Raw genomic sequence first — 17,223 nt, forward strand, 5'->3', positions numbered from 1 at the left:
GTCATCAATAGTCCCCGGCCTTCTGGGCGGGCGCCAGTCCATCAACAAGATGCTCTCCGAAGAAAGAGTGCAGCTTTTTCGAAGGGTATCTCGTCATCCCGTCCACTCAGATCTTCCTTTTCAATGTTGGGAAGAAACGGCAGACAAGGCCGCCCAGCGTACGATGTGCACCTATCATCAATGAATGGAGGTAGTCGTGGGACCAAGCACGGCAGGTTTGCCGGTGGCTGGGATGCCAGCCAATTTCGGTGCAACCGCGGTTGTATGTGGGGGAGAATAGGCGGGCCACAGCATAAAATAGGTGGGCGGGTAAACAGGTAGTTGAACTGGCGAAGTCGCGAGCCTAGGCCGCTAGCTTTGGAAGACGCTTTTCAACCAGCCGCAGGAATGGTTGGTTGTGAGCCCCCGCAACCACTGATAACGACAAACCCGCAGCATCCGATGCGGGTTTTGTTGTTTTTACGGACTTTCCAATGACTTGCCGCTCCGTCCAATTGAGAATTGTGCCCAGTTCGCCGTGCAGCGTTGCATAAATCTCGCCGCGTTCTGGCCCCGGCGTCAGCGAAATCTTCTCGATCAGGCCGCGCAATGTCTCCGCCGCTTCCTGCCGCTCCTCCTTGCGATTGAGCGCCTTCGTCAGGGCAGAAACCTTCTTTGCATAGATCGCCGAGGCGCTCGGCAGAATGTCCGGTGTGTCCTCTGGCGCGTCGGCCAGGAGGGTGTTCAGTTCGGTCTTGCGCGCCTCCAGTGTGTCCATCTCTGCCTTCATGCTCTCATGGAACATGCCGGCCTTGATCGCCTCAATGATGCCGCGGATCTGCATCTCGATCTTTACCAGTTCCGCTTTCCAAGCATCGCCGCTGGAGCGGCGTTCCCGGTTCAGCCGGTTGGTCTCCTCCGCATAGGCGCGCATCGCTTCCTCAACGATCTCAGGCGCCATCATCTGGTCCTTCAGGCCGGAGAGCACGCGGGCTTCCAGATCCTCACGCGGGATCGTGCGGCTGTTAGAGCACGCGCCCTTGCTGATGTGGTTCGAGCAGGCGAACCGATCAGCGCCGCGAAGCGAGTAGGGGCCTCCGCAGCAGCCACAGAAGACCAGGCCGGACAGAAGGGACTTCGGCCGACGTGTGCCGTTCAGGCGATTCTTTTTCTGGTGCTTTCGCACGGCTTCGGTAACGTTGGCAAACTTCTCGGCGATCTCGCCCTGCCGGACACGGACCGAATGCCAGAGTTCGTCATCGACAATACGCAGCTCCGGCACATCCTTGATGATCCATTCCGCTTCCGGGTTCAGGCGTGAGACGCGCTTTCCGGTCGATGGATCCTTGATGTAACGAAGCCGGTTCCAGATCAGACGACCGATATAAAGTTCATTATTCACCAGCCCCGTGCCGCGCTTCACATGGCCCCGGATGGTTGTGTCGCTCCAGAGCTTGCCAGCCGGACCGGGGACACCTTCCTCGTTCAATGTGCGGGCGATTGTGCGCGGACCCACGCCGACGGCGAACTCGCGGAAGATGCGGCGGACAACATTCGCTTCGGCTTCGTTGATTTCCCGGTCGCCGCGAATGGGATCGCCGCGCGCATCAAGCTGCTTGACGACATTGTAGCCAAAGCACAGTCCGCCGCCTGACTTGCCGTCCTCGACGCGGCCACGGATGCCGCGATGGGTTTTGGCGGCAAGGTCTTTCAGGAACAGCGCGTTCATTGTGCCCTTGAGGCCGACATGAAGCTCGCTGATCTCGCCCTCGGATAGCGTGACAATCGGAACGCCGGCGAACTTGAGGTGCTTGTAGAAGGTGGCGACGTCAGCCTGGTCACGACTGATGCGATCGAGCGCTTCTGCCAGCACGATATCGAACTGTCCTGCCTGTGCGTCCTGCAGAAGCGCCTGGATGCCGGGGCGCAGGATCATACTCGCGCCGGAGATGCCCGCATCCTTGTAGGTTCCGACGATCTTCCACTTCTCGCGCTTCACTTGTTCGCGGCAGATGCGCAACTGGTCCTCAATCGACGCTTCGCGCTGATTGTCGGAAGAATATCGGGCATAGAGCGCAACGCGGGTCATATCGGCAGTCCTTTCAAGCTCCGTGTCCGGGGGAGAGGTTAATTCCGTTCACGTTCGGAGGCGGCTTCGACGGATTTGCCGCTGCGCTGCGCCGCTGACAGTAGCTGGTCATATTGGGCGGCCGACATCAGCACAAACTCGCGCCGTCCATGTCGCGTGATCTCCACCGGTTCACGATGAGACTCGTTCAGGTACTGTCCGAACTTGCGCTGGAATTCGAGGGAGGTTGTGGTTGGCATCGCAGACTCCAGGAGAATAGGTCTGCTTATATAATACGTGTTACACGTATAAATGCAAGAGAATTTGCAGGTCAGCTACGCAGGTGGCGTTGTGCTTTGCGTTCTGCTTTCAGTTTGCGCTCGAACTGCTCGCGGGCGATCTGGCGACCGATCAGGCGAGCCAGTGACATCACGGCGGCGTCTTTGCGCGCAGGATCGTGCCGGTCCGTTTCCGGGCCGGTCGAGGGTATAACCTCGATATTGATCCTGTTCCGCTTGACTGCCATCGTCTCCAATATCCCATGCCCGGAAAGGGGTGGAGCAATGGAAACGCGGAATGACATCGCAGGGAAGGGCTCGGGCACGTCTGTGCGGTGAATAGGATACTGTGGTGTGGAAAAAGGACGGGGTAGCAATGGACAGTCTCGCATGTTTGAATCCTGCATGCTCCGCCAGTTCACTAAGATATAAATAGCGGAGCATTGGGGACTCGAACAGACTTGAAGTAGGGGTATAGCGTGAATGTAATTCTCATCATTCTAATTTTAACAGTATATTGGCTCTGAAACCTTTTATGCACAATGGTGGCGAATATCTCTGAGTAGCGACCAAGTCGCTACGATTCTATTGGCGGAGCGACGAGTTTCAAATTCTCTATCGCTAAAATACGACGTATTCGCTTTCGATCAATAGCCTGTCGAATATGCACGCTTCCTCCGAAACGCAGAATAGCACAATCCACTCGAGCGCCCTCATTAGATCGCTGCCAACCCTTTGGAACAATTCTGGATCGTTGATTGCCGCTAAGCAATTTGTGCTTGCATTAGACCACCTTATGGGGATGATATCCTAATGGTGGGGGATGCAACTAGCTTAGAAGAAGTTCTGCAGCGGATCTGGATAGGGCGTCATTCCACGCCGTATCCTGGACAAATCGAGCCGTTAGACGCTTCCGAAGCGCGCGCGATGGCTCGAGCTGTTGCGGCAAATGGCCGATTTGGTGTTTCTCGACTTTTCAGTAGCTCTCCGTGCCTTGGTGTTTGGGCGACGCTCGCCCCTTTGGCGGAGAATTATGGATCAGGCACGTCCGAGGTCTATCGCCACATATCAGATGCTCTTGGCGTCGATTTACTCGACCCCGCCAGGCGCCAAGCGTTCAAACTGAGTTACAGAAATGCGGCAGCTCGAATCGGGGTGGCGTTGTCGGGGAATGATCCTACGCCATTGTTCTTCGCCCCGTTGGGCGTGGCTGATTCTCAAATTCAGCCCTTAGCTGATGCTATCATCGCGACTATGGCCCGTCTTGGTCCGCCTGCTACAGAAGACACACCAATGGCAGTCGCGTGGCAGCGTCGCGCACTCCAATGGTGCCCGGAGACCTTAAGTCGGCTACGCGCTGCGGTTCTTTTCGACAAAGTGGGGCACTACGCCGTCCGGTCGAATAGGTGGAGGATAGGAGAACGGGCAGAAACAGGTCGTGACGAGGTCCTGTACGCGGCGCTCGACCGGGCTGCTCGCGCGCAGGGGGTAAGAAAAGAGCAGATAGTAAGCCCTCCAACTGTCATCTGGTTTCGTGACGGCCTAGCAGTTTTGCCGGAGCCTGCGAAAATTGCTCAAACAGTCAAAATTGGTGCGTTCCCAACTCGATTATCCGGCGGAGTGCCGCAAGTATTGCCGACACCATGGCCTGAGAATTTGATCTGGAGCGCTGGGCGCCATCAGGAAATTTTCGTGGCACCGAAGGTAAACGAGATCCTCCTTTTTGATGCCGATACTGGCGCGCTTGAGCTGCGAGCGGACGTTGGCGATGGCTCCATTACGCTCAATTCTCCAAGGCATATTGCCTTGGCGGCGCGTGATTTTCAGACATCTTCATTTGGACCTGCAGAGCCAGCAAAGGATACCCGCTATTGGTTGGCATGGATTGACCTTGATGAAGACACCAAGCTGGAGTTTGCAAGTGGCGAACAGATAGAGCTTTCACGTGGTGTCGAGCCGTCATTGCGACTGGACGCTCGCGTCTTGGGTCATGCGGGGACGCGCCCGCTATACGCCGGTGAAGGATTTCTAGATATCCAGCTCAATCCGGCGCTTCCTGGATCGCGGCTGCTTCGACTATCCACCGAAACAGGCATCCGACATTTCCCAATTGTGCCGGACCAAAACGGATGCGCGCGGGTCAGTTTCGAATCTCTCGGTCTTGCTAAGTCGGGTGATCCGGTGCTCGCCAAATTCGAAGTGCTGGTAATCGGTGCCAAGAAGGAGGCGGATGCACGGGCGGAGCTTCGGACCACCGCATTCGTATGGCCAGGTGTTAGCCGTCACTCGAGCGGCGATATTGATGATGCTCCAATGCCGTCCACATACGATGTTGCCCGTTCAGCTGGCTTTGATTGCGCAAAAGGTCGCATTTGGATGAACCCTGAAGCCGCTGTCGAAGCGGCGGTACTTGCGGTCCGCATCAAGAGCAACCTTGTGGAATTCCTCTGCCCGTTTCGAGGGATCAGGCTTTGGCGAAACAAAGTGGCCACAAGCGATCGAGAACGAGTTCCACGAGGAACGCATCTGATCCTCTCTAATAACAGCAGAAATGACACGCTAACCCTGCATGCGCCGGGATGCCGAGCGGATGTTCGTGTTTTGGGGGCTTTAAAACGTTCCCCACTCGTCAACCGAACCGAGTTTACAATTGGAGCAGAGCTACTAGAGAAAAGTTCAGACGATCGTATTCTACTTGAGTTCCCGAATGGTTCATCGGAACTTATGGCGCGGATCACTCGAGTAGACGACCCAATTGAGCTTGGGGTAGAAGACGACGGTTCAGTTCTGCGAATTACGTTCAAGCCTCAGAGTCGCATCGATGCGGTCGGCATCCGGATCGAAACAGTCAGCGGGGACTCTCATCAAGGCTTTGCCGCCCTAGGCGGACGCTCCGTCACCGCTCGACTTCCTGAGGGAGTGTCAGTCCAAGTAGATGAAAGACACCTGGTTCAGATCACGGTGTCCTGGCGGAACACGTATCCGCCGGCGAGAATGGAAATTTCTACCCGACGTTCAGGCTTTGATCATTTCGATCCCGTTTGTGGTGCCGATGGCCACCTTGCGGCAGTGGGCCTGAAAGGGGCTAAGGTCGCAGTGAACGCCGCCAATCTGCTTTCGCTTGCAAAATTGTTGGTAGAGCCGACGACCGTATCTACAAGTGTTCAAGTATCTGAAACACTAGGGCTTTATCTTCAGGAAATCATCACTGAGACTGGGCGAGAGCGTATTGCATCACGCATTCTGCCCGCGCTTGCGGTTGAGCGGTCATCTGGTGGACTGCCAAGGGCAAACATTCTCAGCGGGGCGCCGTGGCTTTTCGAGTCTGCTCTGCCCGTTTTCAGCCGGTTAGGCACACATCCCGATCTATCGCCTTTGGCTAGAATGGCAGATATCGAGGCTCCGAGCGACCTACCCGATCCCTCAGGTGAAGCCCCACTTCTCGCTTGGTTGAATAGAATTGCGAGCGGTGAAGGATTACCTCGTGAACTCAGCGCCGGAGGTTTAGATGCCGCGTTTGTGGCAATTCGAACCAGATTAGCACGGCCCGACTTAGCCGAAATGACTAATGATAGTCCGGTCGGTAACGCGGTCCGGCTTCTCAGTTTTGTGGATGTACCGGAGCTGGACCGTCTGAGAGCTTTCGATCGTACAATGGGACACGACTTGCTAGGCGCACGATTAGTATCGCTTATTGAAAGGTTCGCTCGAGCTTCGCGCCTTAACAATGCAGAGGCCGCTTTCAACGAGATGGTTCGTCGGACAGGGCTTTCTCATGTCGAGGTTGGCGGCACTCTCACCCTAATTTGCCGCGTCGGCGTAGAAGCTCTGGCGCATTTCTTGACCGTTTGGGACCATGCAGCCCGAGAACACGCAAAGCAGAAACTAGACGCATGAATGACCTTGATCCAAATCGATTTCGCGATTCGTTGAATTCTGCGCTTGGCCGTTTTGTGGCCACCTCGTCGCCCGTGAATGAAGTGCGAGCACCCCATCTCGCGGCCAAGGTTAGAGAGGCCGTGCGCTCCAGAGATCTTGTCAAAGGCCCATACGTCGAAACTCTTCCAGATTTCGTAAAAGGCCGATCCCTGGCTGGACTGCACGAAGACGGCTTTTTGCACGATGGATGGGACGTGATGTCTCATTCGAGACCTGGTCTCTGGCAACGTCAGCTTCACGCCCACCAGGAAGCCGCGTTGCTTAGAAGCGACAACTATCTAGTTGCTACGGGTACAGGATCTGGCAAGACTGAGAGCTTCCTCTATCCATTGGTGGATGACATCCTAAAGCAGGGTGATCTGGAGACTCCCGGCGTCCGGGCAATCCTTGTCTATCCTTTGAACGCTCTTGCCAACGATCAACTTACGCGGATCGCGACGCTGCTTTTCCGAGATCTCGAAAATCCTGGAATCACGTTGGGTCGTTATACTGGCCAAGTCAGCTCTCGTTCGACACGGGGGGAGGAAGAGAACAGGCTTAAGGCAAGCCCGACATTTGCTGAAGCATTCGGCGAAGATGCTGATGTGCCGGCTGAATGGCTTCTTTCTCGAGAGGAGATGAAAGCAAGTCCGCCTCATATTTTGATCACAAATTATGCAATGCTCGAGCATATTCTGCTGCTGCCGACAAACCGCAATATTTTGCGCGGGGCCGAATTAAGATGGATTGTACTTGACGAAATCCATACTTACGCCGGGGCGCAGGCAATTGAAGTCGCATTTCTTCTTCGCCGGCTGAAGGCTTACTTGGAAAACACCGCCGGTGGGATGCGTTGTGTAGGAACCTCTGCTTCTCTAGATCCTGCGCGCACGGCGGAACTAGCAGATTTTGCTCAACGGCTGTTTGGTGAACCGTTCGCTGGAGAGAGCTCGGTAATTACCTCTCAGAGACGTCGTCACCCGGCGTTTATCTCATGTGACCAAAGATCCAGCGGATTATCGACAGGGCAGTGGGCACAGGCATTGAGTTTGGCGTCTATGGTGCGAGACCAGACGCTCAGCGGAAATCCCATATTAGCAGAAGATTGGAACTTCGAGTGTAACCTTGAGGGGTTGGATGCTCTCCAGGTAGCGTCAGGCGAAAGTCTAGGCGATGCGCTCATTTATTTGCTGTGCCAGTTCGACGAAGTTCATGCGCTTGCCGTCGCTTTGGATAGGGGGGCTGCCACGCTAGACGAGTTAGCTTCGATAGTTTTTCCTCACGCTGAGCCCGATGAAGCGAAAGAGGCTCTCGTTGGACTGATCTCGGTAGCGGTCTTGGCGGTCAGTCGTGACGGATCGGTTTTTCCGCTTCTTCCTGCGCGTTATCACATGATTGCCTCGTCAGTTGATCGAGTGGGAGCGGCCCTCGATGCTAGTGATCCGGAGGGTGTGGGACAAGTTCATGTCGGGTCGTCAAGGGACACTGACGGGCGACCCGTTTATCCGTTAATGGTATGCAGGAACTGTGGTGAGCCATATTTTGAAGCCTGGGAAAGTGCATCTTCATTAGGTTCCGAGAATATTGGGCCAAACGCGCGTCGTCTGCTGCGGATCATGCCTGGAACTTTCGCAGAGGAAGACGATCGCGAGGAAGGGGACGAAGCTGACGCTCCGCACTTAGTTTTTCTGGACCCGAACACTGGCGAACCGCTTGAGCAAGACGAGATTGGAGCTCTAGCGGTTGAACTAATACAGCCTCAACCGAGCGCCGATGAAGATATGCCGCACTTGCGGGCGTGCGTAGCGTGCGGGCACCAGTCGGCGCGCTATCTGGAGCCTATCACGGCTGTCCATCCGGGAGACGAAGCTTTCTCCGCTGTGGCCGCACAGTCCCTCCTCGAAGCGCTTCCTGCCCGCGATGTCGGCGAGGGACAACCTATGGGTGGCCGAAACCTATTGGTTTTTTCGGATAACCGCCAGGATGCTGCATTCTTCGCACCCTTCTTTGAACGTACTGCTAGGGACATGGCAGTCAGAGGCGCTCTGCTACGGACCCTTGAACGAGGTCGTACTGAAGTCGATCTTGATAATCTTGTCACAGCAGTCAGAGCAGAATTGCGAGAGGACGGTCTACGTCTCTATTCAGCTGGCGTGGACCCGGCGCGCCAAGAGGGGCCCAACGAAGAGCGCCGCTTGAAGGCACACATTGCGGCTGAACTTAGCGTCTTCGGTCGCGGGCGCCTTTCATTGGAAGGCTTTGGTTTGATCAAAGTAACCTATGAACACGTCGACAGGCCAATCCGTGCTGTTGAGCAAGTGCTACCCGAAGAGCTTAAACCGTTTGCCGGGGCATATGTAGGCTATCTGCTCAAGTGTGCGCGAGAGCATCGCGCTTTCGCTGTCCCTGGATCTGGTGGAATCGATTTCGTTGATGAGTCGATCTGGAACCGCGTAAATGCACAGGAGGGAAGACGTATCAGTCGTGACCGAATTGCAAATGCCTCCCTTGCGCTGAACTATGTACCCTCGGGGAACCGCGATAATCGGTTCACAACCCTACTGAAAAAAATGGGCGATGCCGTTGGCGTCATCATGGATGGGAACGCGTGCAGAGATGTACTCGTCGCGTTCTGGCGGGCGTTGCAGGGTTCACGCTCTATGATGGCTCCACATCACGGTGGTCTCGGTTTCAAACTGGATCGCTCACTTCGTGTCGCCCCAGGTATGGACAGCCCACTGTATAGGTGCAGCGCCTGCGGAACCCGAACACAGTTGAATACAGCTGGAATTTGCCAGTCGAGAAGGTGCACAGGTCAACTGCAAATGATGACGGTTGAGGACAGGGAGGCACTTTCTGATCAAAACCATTATGTGGCTAGATATCGCGACAAGCCTAAGCTCGCTATAGCTAGGGAGCACACAGCTGCAATTGCCACTCACGTACGGAATAACATTGAAGAAGATTTCAAACGAGGTGAGGTAAATCTTCTTTCTTGTACGACAACAATGGAAATGGGTGTAGATCTAGGCGATCTAGAGGCCGTTTTATGCAAGAATGTTCCGCCCTCCATTGCTAACTATCAGCAGCGTGCCGGCCGTGCCGGTCGCAGGGCGCAAGTTGCGCCAATCGTAGTCACCACAGCTAGGTCAGGACGTTTTGATCAAGCTGTCTTCGCTGAGTTCGGAGATTACTTAGCTGAGCGTCCGCGAGTACCTTACCTTTCGTTAGACAACGCGGGGTTCTTTCATCGCCATCAAATGTCTTTGGTATTAGCGAGCTTTTTAGACCACAAGCTTGCCGGAAACACTCGGTCTGGTGCTGCGCGTATTCGTGATGTGTTTGGAGCCGTCCTCACAGACGAAGAAAGAACTCGTTTTGACGACGATCTAACTTTTTGGTTAGCTGGGCCCGCTGCGAGTGAAGCATTCACTAATGGAGCCGAACTGTCATCATCGTTACCGGCCGAGATCCAAAACATCGGTCTCTCGCGAGATGAGCTTGTTACGACCTTTCGTTCGCGCGTTTCCGATTTTACTGACTCAATTTTCGGCCGTTGGCAGATTATGCAGGAGGGAATTGATGAACTTGAAGAGCGGCGTCGCACTTTTGCCGCGACCGACGCAGAGCAAATAACCCGGATAGATCGCTCACTTGCAAGCCTGCGTACCCAGCAAGCTCTTTATCTCAACCAGTTCTTGATTGAGCAGCTGTCGCGCCGCGCCGTTATTCCGACTTACGCCTTTCCAGTCCACTCTGTTTCGCTTGAGGTTCTGACCGGTGCACGTCAGACACGGGATGCGGCGCCTTTGGAGCTTGATCGTGACGGCGGTATCGGCATCACGGAATATGCGCCTGGTTCGGAGGTTGTCGCCGGCGGCAGAGTATGGACGTCTGCTGGTATTTCTAAGCGTTCACGTTTCACGGGCGACGACGCATTCGTTGAACGACAGCAACTGAGGTTATGCTTAAGCTGCGGGTGCCCTCAGATCACCGAAGGAGCGGTTGAGCCGAGTCTGAACTGTGCACAATGCGACACGTTGTTTGAACCATCGAACAGAACACGACGCTTTCTTCGTCCTCGCGGATTTTTGACATCGTGCGTAGATTCGGATGGGCGCGATCCGGGCGCATCGCGGTTAAGACCCACGATTGCAGATGATGCAAGGCTCCTTACTCATGCCCCGCGTAGTCGTTACCAGGCGACAGATGTGTCCTCGATACTTAGCTTTCATGCGCCCGGATCCAACCGTCCCGATCATGAGTTAGGGCGGATAATCACTGTAAATACAGGCAAAAAGAAAGGTGGCTTTGCGTGGTGCAGGAATTGCGAACACGCTGCTCCCGCAGAGGGGGATGGACCGGGATTGCGCTGGCAGAAGCCTAGAGGCGTACAGCTCTCCCCTCACAGAAATCCGCGCACTGGCATTGATTGCCGCTTCGATCCGAACCAGCGAGTTCCTGCGGTGGACTTGGCTCATGTCTTTGAGACAGATGTCCGCGGCTTTCTATTCGTTGGAGGAGCTCGCGACAGTGGCGGACGTCACATTGAGGAAACTCCAGAGCTTTACAGAACGATGCAGGAAGCGATGAGGCTTGGTGCATCGCGACTTCTAGAGACAGACCCTCGAGATATACGCGCGCTACTTCAGTACTTGGACAATCAGCCGATTGTCGTACTCTACGATGCTGTGTCCGGTGGTGCCGGTTACGCAGGACGCCTCGCTCGCGACGTAGGTTTTGGATTACAGGATCTCCTAACATCAGCGCGATCTATATTGGATTGCAGCAACCCGGATTGTTTAAGAGCTTGCGTGAGATGTCTCCACGATTATTCAAATCAACGAATTTGGCATGAGCTTAATCGTCATCCAGTATTGGCGTGGATCGACGGAATACTTGCTGAACATGGTCATAGCGGGCGGTATCAATGCTCTTGAATTCAATTCAGATTGGGCGCGAAGGCGAGGCTAAGGTTGTCCCTTCAACCTTCGAATTTCTACTGGTGATTAAGAAGCTAGTAGATGGAGAGGAACTGGGAAAAGCCCTCGAAGCAATTGCAGCGTGGCCAAAGTTCCCGTTGCGATCACTCGCTCCAGACGTATTGGAATTCTTAGTTAGTGAGGGTCGTTTTAGCGTACGCGAGCGGAAAGCAATAATCGCCGAAATGGGAGAGGACATCGATCCTTTCGAACCTGTTTCATTTTATGAAGCGTACCTGGATCGGGTAGAGGCGAAACCCTATGCGGCGTGCTTTTTTGAACAGTTGCTTTTCTCGGCTCTATCGCCGAACAAAGTGCGCAGAAAGCTGGAGAAAAAGCCCGTGGGGGCTATGCGGCTCGCGAGTCGCCCGGCGCTTAAAAAGCAACTGACAAACATCCTTGAGAACGAATTATCACCCCTGCCAGTCGAGATTGTGCTCGCTGTGTTTTATGAAAGCGCAATACTGTCGTTTCAGGATTTGAAGGATACTAAGAGCGGGAGTGAATTTCTTTCAGAGCGGCAATCATGCTTTCTAGGTGACGCGAATGCCTCGCAAGTGAATTGTCAACCGGATGAAGGTAGAGCCGACCTGGCTAGCGTAGGAGACGACGCTGCCGTGCTGAACGATGTGGATGCTCTGCTCGCGCGTGTACCTTTTGATGCCGACGCCTTTGATGACGCCGTAACGCTTCTCTATCAAATGCTGGAAGCGCTGGAACCCGAAGCATCGTCCGAAATTTTTGACCGTTTTGCCATGCTGGCAAGTCAGCTTCCAGTGTTAGCGAAAGCAGCATCTGAGGACCCTGAGCCGGATGCTTTGGCCAGAAGGTTGGAAGATGTGTGCGGCCTATCCGTCCAAGAAGTAAGTGCTTGGATTCGATTAAGCGGGGCCAAAGTGATCGTTACAGAACTTCTTTCTGCGTTGGACACGCAGAAGGACGCCATTGCTGTCTCACAACAGCTCTCTGCTGAGGCTAAGGGGTTGGCCTCAGAACTGCTTGCGAAGGATGATTTCGCAGGTGCCCACCTTGCTCTGGCAACAGCGACTAGGGAAAAGGCAAAATTTGATCGGCTTGAATCGCTGCGTAGCAAAGTCGTTGAGGAGCTCATTAACACCGTCAGTAACGCTGGAGGAAATGACGAGCTGTGGTCTGCTATCACAGAGCTTGTCGATAAGGCCGCTGACAATACGCCAAATATCATCGAGGGCGGTTCCGCGGATGAGATCGAAGCTGGTGAGGACTCGGGGCAGTCGAACGACGATGTCCAGCCTTGGGTAGGCTCTAGGTCGCCAACCCCAGAGATTAAAGAACATAAAGGCCTAATTCAGCATAAAAAAAGTGAGCCGGTCATTGAACAGATGCCGCCGGTCGCCGCTCTGGAAGGGAAGCAGAACGATGGCGCCGCCGCGGACGTTTTCGCTAACAGAACAACGATCCGAGAAATTGAGCCTGAGGAAGAGCGGAGTGAGATCGTAAGCCAGGCTGCACCTGAGAATTTGGTAGATCCGCTTTATTCTAATCTTATAGCGGACTTGGTTGAGGCGAACTGCCTTAACGTTGCGGCTGAAATCACACCATCACTTAATCCATCTCCAATCGACGGGCGGGTGCTGAGGGCGGCGGCTTTAGCACGTTCGCCTAACGTGGGATTCACTCCGGCAGCTCAGCTAGGTGCATCGCTCTCGGAGGTAATCACCGAAGAGCTTAATTCTACTAGCAGCGCCCTGCTTTTCGCGGGAGCACTTCATGTGGCAATTTTTGTTCCCTCCGCCTTTCCAAGAACACCGCTGAGTGAGATTAATTTCGGGACGTTCGGCCCAGCGCTGAACGATCTGCGAAATTTTGTGGTGGAAATGGATTATCAGTTTCCACCAGCCGGGGATGTATTAGCCAGACTAGTTGGCAAACCAGTGGAGCTGAAACGCACGCAAATTCTCCGTGAGCTCGAGGAGTGGGCGTCGGAAATTTCGCAGAGAACCGGTCCGTGTCAGCCATCCACAAAGTTTATGCATAGGGTAGCTAGCTCGCGAGGTGGGATAGGAGCCGCAATTGAGGCTATAAAAAGCGGCACCCCCGACGCAGATGCAGTCGTGCAGCAGGCGATTGATCGATACGGTAGCTATGATTCCGTCGACGAAAGCTTAGCTGACGAGAACGCTGCATTGGGATCGCGATCTGCGGTTCGTTTGCCTCGTGCAACAATCGACTACCTCGTTCGTAGGCTAGGTATAGCAACGGACCTTCTCAGCTCGTGGCAAATATCACGGATCCCTCCAGCAAAATACGATCCCCGCCATGATGAGAACGTCAAGAGAACTGCTGAGACACTCAGGTCGCATCTACGCAAGGCATCAGACGGCTTGCGTGATTTTTCGAGGGAACAAGACAGCAAACTAGATGCTGCAGTGGCTCTTTGGATTAGTGCACGCATCGCTGACGTTGAGACAAGTCTCTCTGGGCGTGATGTCCTCACCTCACCAATCGGTGAAATAGAGCTAGGTGAGCTCGATCGACTTACTCCTGCAATGCGTAGCGCCCTTATTTCCGGCAATTCGTCAGAAGTGTTCAAGATATTGTGCGATGCCGGCGTACCAAGTACTGAAGAGGCTATAGAGGCCAACCGAGCTGCTGCCGCCTTCGCTACAGCGGGGCGCCTCTCTGGGAATGGAATGGCCCTGCTGCGAGAGCAGTTAGAGTTCGCAACCAGCCAATTGAAAAAAACTCGAGATTTATCTCGGCGCGTCATTACACTTTCTAAGCTAGATTTGCGTCAGCAAGAGCATTACCCGGCTTTGGCACTGACTCTGGAAGGCAGCACATCGGCATTTCTCGAAGCTGAAGATGCCGCAGCTGGTGGCATTCAAGGTTTGCGTGACCTGGATAAGTGGTTGCGCAGCGTAAAGATGGCTGAGAAGTTTGTTGAGCACGCTGAGATCTCGGTTCGCGAGGGACAGGAAGCGCGTGTACGTGAGCTGATAAACTCAGTTAATAGTGAAGACGCGACAACTATACTTCAAAAGATTGCCGAGGGTATGACCCTCGAGGCGACTGAGAACCGCATCGCATTGTTACGTGATGGTCGGTCCATCGGCTTTCTGGATGGAAGTGATGATGGGCCTATGGGGGCGTTTTCTCCTACCTTCGTTGATGCAGCTGTAGCGGATGCGTGGCCTTCTTCCGTCGAAGAATATGCTCGATCGTTTTCTTCAGATGGGATTCTCGCGACTGAGCCAGACCGAAGGGAGCCCGCCGTCGAATTAATGAGGCTCATGTCGGAGATACAACGATCTGTTGCGGCAAATTCCCCAGCTGTCACAAAAGTTCGCAAGTTGTTTGAGGACCTCGGTTTCCTGAACCCCACACTCGACGAAATGTCGCGCGTTCAAAGTGCAAAAGCGTGGACTTTTGCATTGCGAGCCGAAGTTCGTACAGAGCCCGACAACTGGTTTTTGCCACCAGTCTTTGGTTCTCGCGCGAAGGGCAGGTATCGGCTCGTGATGGCTGACTCCTCCGTGCTTCCTGAAACGCTGGTACCTACTCTTGATCAAGATGAACCCGCGTTCATCGTTATAACCTCGCGCTTAGATGCGGGCCGTAGGCGCGAACTTGCAAGCCGACTTCGTGGGGCGGGACAGCCGGCGGTTTTGATCGACGAAACTCTCCTGGCCTTTGTTGCGACGCGGCGTGAAACTCGCCTAGAAGTGATCTTTGCTTGCGGTCTACCATACGGCCGCGTTGAACCGTATCTGACAGATGCCACCGTCTTGCCCCCGGAAATGTTCTTTGGGCGGGAGGACGAAATCCGAACGATCATGCGACGCAGCTCGGACGGATGCTTGGTATATGGGGGGCGGCAACTGGGTAAATCAGCGTTGTTAAGTCACGTCGAGAGCACCCGTCATAATCCGTCTGAAGGGCAGATCGTCGTCCGAGACCAGGTAACCGATCTAGGCCTTCCTAATGATCCGGCCAAGAATATCTGGGCCCGTCTCCACGCAAAATTAAGTCTAACCCCCGGAATTGTGAGGCAAGAAAGCCGCCGCGACCGAGACCAGATTGCTGACAATATTAAACTTTGGCTCAGCCAAGATACCCGTCGCCGTATTATCGCGCTGTTCGATGAAACGGATGAATTCATGTCAGCAGAAAGCACGACAGGATTCAGGGAGATTACAAAGCTCAAAGACCTTATGGAAAGTACAGATCGTGCCTTCAAGGTGGTGTTCGCTGGGCTTCACAATGTACAGCGTCTGCACAATGTATCGAACTCACCGCTCGCTCATTTGGGTGAGCCGATCGTGATTGGCCCCCTCAATCGGACGCTAGAAGACAAGCGTGCGGCCCATGAGTTGGTCGTTGCGCCAATGCGATCTGCAGGTTTTCGCTATGAGACGGAGGAGACGCCGGACAAAATCCTGGCTTTTGCAAATGACTATCCGTCTCTCGTCCAGGAGTATTCAAAAGGGCTTCTTTCGCAATTGCACCGTACTGGTTCGGGTCGCGGATATACTGTGGGGTCTGATGGACCCCTTTGGACAATACCAGACGCTACGCTTTTCGATCACGAGAATTTCGGCCGAATACAAGAGAACATTCGCAAGAAATTTCGTTGGACACTCGATCTCGACGTACGTTACGCGCTTATCGCTTACACACTTGCTCTGCTGTCGGCGGAAGGTCGGGAGCGCGAAGTCCTTCATGATGGACTTTCACCACGGGATATTTTGGAAGAAGCAACCCCGCACTGGCCACATACCTCTGAGATGCTCGATGCCGCCGCTTTTGAGGTGATTTTGGATGAGATGTGGGATCTTGGGATCTTGGGGCGCCGACTGATCCCTAACACAAGTCGCCATCTTTACTGCCTACGCTCTCCACAAGTTGCCGCCGTCCTCGGCAGTTGGGATGACGCGGTCGATGAACTTGGAAAGATTAAGGACCGCGAAGGCAAGCCAAATTACGATAAGGCCACGTACCGACGCAGCGTCACTCCCAAAAATAGTCGACGGCTCTACATGCCCTTGACAGACCTGCAAGTTGAAAGATTGCTTGAGCAGGGTGCACCTGGAGTGAAAATTGTTTGCGGTCTCAAGCTTCTGGGCTTGGACAAAGTTGGCAAAGCGTTTGTCCGGATCCAAGAGGAAATGGGGCTTCCCGGGCCTGTTGCTGGCGCTAGTATCCAAATTGAACAGACGGGCACTACGAAAGAATTCAGGCGATTGCTCGATGCTCCGGTAAGCCGAGGTGTCGACATGGTGGTCGTCGTTCACGAAGGCAGTGACCCAGAAGAAACTGGGCGGCTCGTAGAGTTCGCAGAGCGACATTCGAACGTTATCGGCGGCGGCGTTCGGCCGGTCTTTCCCGTCGACGCATCCCACCAGAGCATGCGTCACCTCGCGGCACGTCGCAAAGAAAGTTCAGCTCACGTTGCGCCCTGGGGGGTCGAAATGCTGCGAATGCATATGCGACAGATCGAGGGGCCAGCAACTCTTGATACCAGGGAGGTGAGGCAAATGATTCTCGACGCTACCGGAGGGGTTCCTGATCAAGTTATTCTTGCGGTCGAAAACTTGATCAATGCGGACGATCGATCATCGGCGATCGAGGCGTTGCGCGATAAGTTTGGACCGTCGAATTCATTGATCGACAAGAAAATGCTGTCCTATCTCGCACCCTTGACGGCGACGGATAGCTTAGAGTTCTACGCCATGCTCGACGAAGATGTCAGAGGCCGCTTCGGCCTAGATTTGGAAAGCATTGTACCGGATCTTCAAGCCATGGGACTCGTGGAACGGTGGGTTCCGAAGAGAGGTATCTTCGCGCCTTCGGCCTTAGGTGACCTACTACGGGAGAGAATACAGGAAGAGGGTACGCATCCGAGTTGGGCCGCATTGTGCAGTGAGTGAGAGTGTGGATGCTCTGTCTATATAGACGGCAATATAGACGGTGCTTCACACATGGACTTGACGAATGATCTCACCGGGCATTTCAGCCG

At 54.3% G+C, this 17,223-nt stretch carries 6 protein-coding genes; 3 read left to right on the forward strand and 3 right to left on the reverse strand.

What is annotated here, in order from left to right; all coding sequences use genetic code 11:
• Window positions 1-343: 343 nt before the first annotated feature.
• From MRBLMR1_RS18875 to MRBLMR1_RS18885, 3 genes are all read right to left on the reverse strand, one after another.
• Window positions 344-2,068, reverse strand: a complete 1,725-nt coding sequence (locus tag MRBLMR1_RS18875; RefSeq protein ID WP_500065640.1) for a recombinase family protein — start codon at window positions 2,066-2,068, stop codon at window positions 344-346.
• A 38-nt stretch (window positions 2,069-2,106) separates the two neighbouring features.
• Window positions 2,107-2,307, reverse strand: a complete 201-nt coding sequence (locus MRBLMR1_RS18880) for a type II toxin-antitoxin system prevent-host-death family antitoxin (RefSeq protein WP_112201122.1) — start codon at window positions 2,305-2,307, stop codon at window positions 2,107-2,109.
• 71 nt (window positions 2,308-2,378) lie between these two features.
• A complete protein-coding gene (locus MRBLMR1_RS18885) occupies window positions 2,379-2,573 on the reverse strand; it encodes a hypothetical protein (RefSeq protein ID WP_500065642.1) in 195 nt (64 codons plus the stop codon).
• 565 nt (window positions 2,574-3,138) lie between these two features.
• Here MRBLMR1_RS18885 and MRBLMR1_RS18890 point away from each other — a divergent pair.
• From MRBLMR1_RS18890 to MRBLMR1_RS18900, 3 genes are read left to right on the forward strand one after another with little or no spacing between them, the layout of a single operon-like run.
• On the forward strand, window positions 3,139-6,222 hold the full coding sequence (locus MRBLMR1_RS18890) for a hypothetical protein (RefSeq protein ID WP_500065644.1): 3,084 nt from the start codon (window positions 3,139-3,141) through the stop codon (window positions 6,220-6,222).
• Complete coding sequence (locus MRBLMR1_RS18895; RefSeq protein ID WP_500065646.1) at window positions 6,219-11,183, forward strand: DEAD/DEAH box helicase; 4,965 nt, start codon at window positions 6,219-6,221, stop codon at window positions 11,181-11,183. The genes MRBLMR1_RS18890 and MRBLMR1_RS18895 overlap by 4 nt, the downstream gene beginning before the upstream one ends.
• Complete coding sequence (locus MRBLMR1_RS18900) at window positions 11,174-17,134, forward strand: hypothetical protein (protein WP_500065648.1); 5,961 nt, start codon at window positions 11,174-11,176, stop codon at window positions 17,132-17,134. Before MRBLMR1_RS18895 ends, MRBLMR1_RS18900 begins: the two co-directional genes overlap by 10 nt.
• Window positions 17,135-17,223 lie beyond the last annotated feature (89 nt).

The organism is Neorhizobium sp. LMR1-1-1.1, assembly GCF_040675795.1.
In the GTDB taxonomy this organism is placed as follows: domain Bacteria; phylum Pseudomonadota; class Alphaproteobacteria; order Rhizobiales; family Rhizobiaceae; genus Neorhizobium; species Neorhizobium cellulosilyticum.

Bases quoted from the DNA above. Each gene is read 5' to 3' on its own strand.
- MRBLMR1_RS18885 (WP_500065642.1), bottom strand. From the start codon at position 2,573: ATGGCAGTCAAGCGGAACAGGATCAATATCGAGGTTATACCCTCGACC.
- MRBLMR1_RS18890 (WP_500065644.1), top strand. From the start codon at position 3,139: ATGGTGGGGGATGCAACTAGCTTAGAAGAAGTTCTGCAGCGGATCTGG.
- MRBLMR1_RS18880 (WP_112201122.1), bottom strand. From the start codon at position 2,307: ATGCCAACCACAACCTCCCTCGAATTCCAGCGCAAGTTCGGACAGTAC.
- MRBLMR1_RS18895 (WP_500065646.1), top strand. From the start codon at position 6,219: ATGAATGACCTTGATCCAAATCGATTTCGCGATTCGTTGAATTCTGCG.
- MRBLMR1_RS18875 (WP_500065640.1), bottom strand. From the start codon at position 2,068: ATGACCCGCGTTGCGCTCTATGCCCGATATTCTTCCGACAATCAGCGC.
- MRBLMR1_RS18900 (WP_500065648.1), top strand. From the start codon at position 11,174: ATGCTCTTGAATTCAATTCAGATTGGGCGCGAAGGCGAGGCTAAGGTT.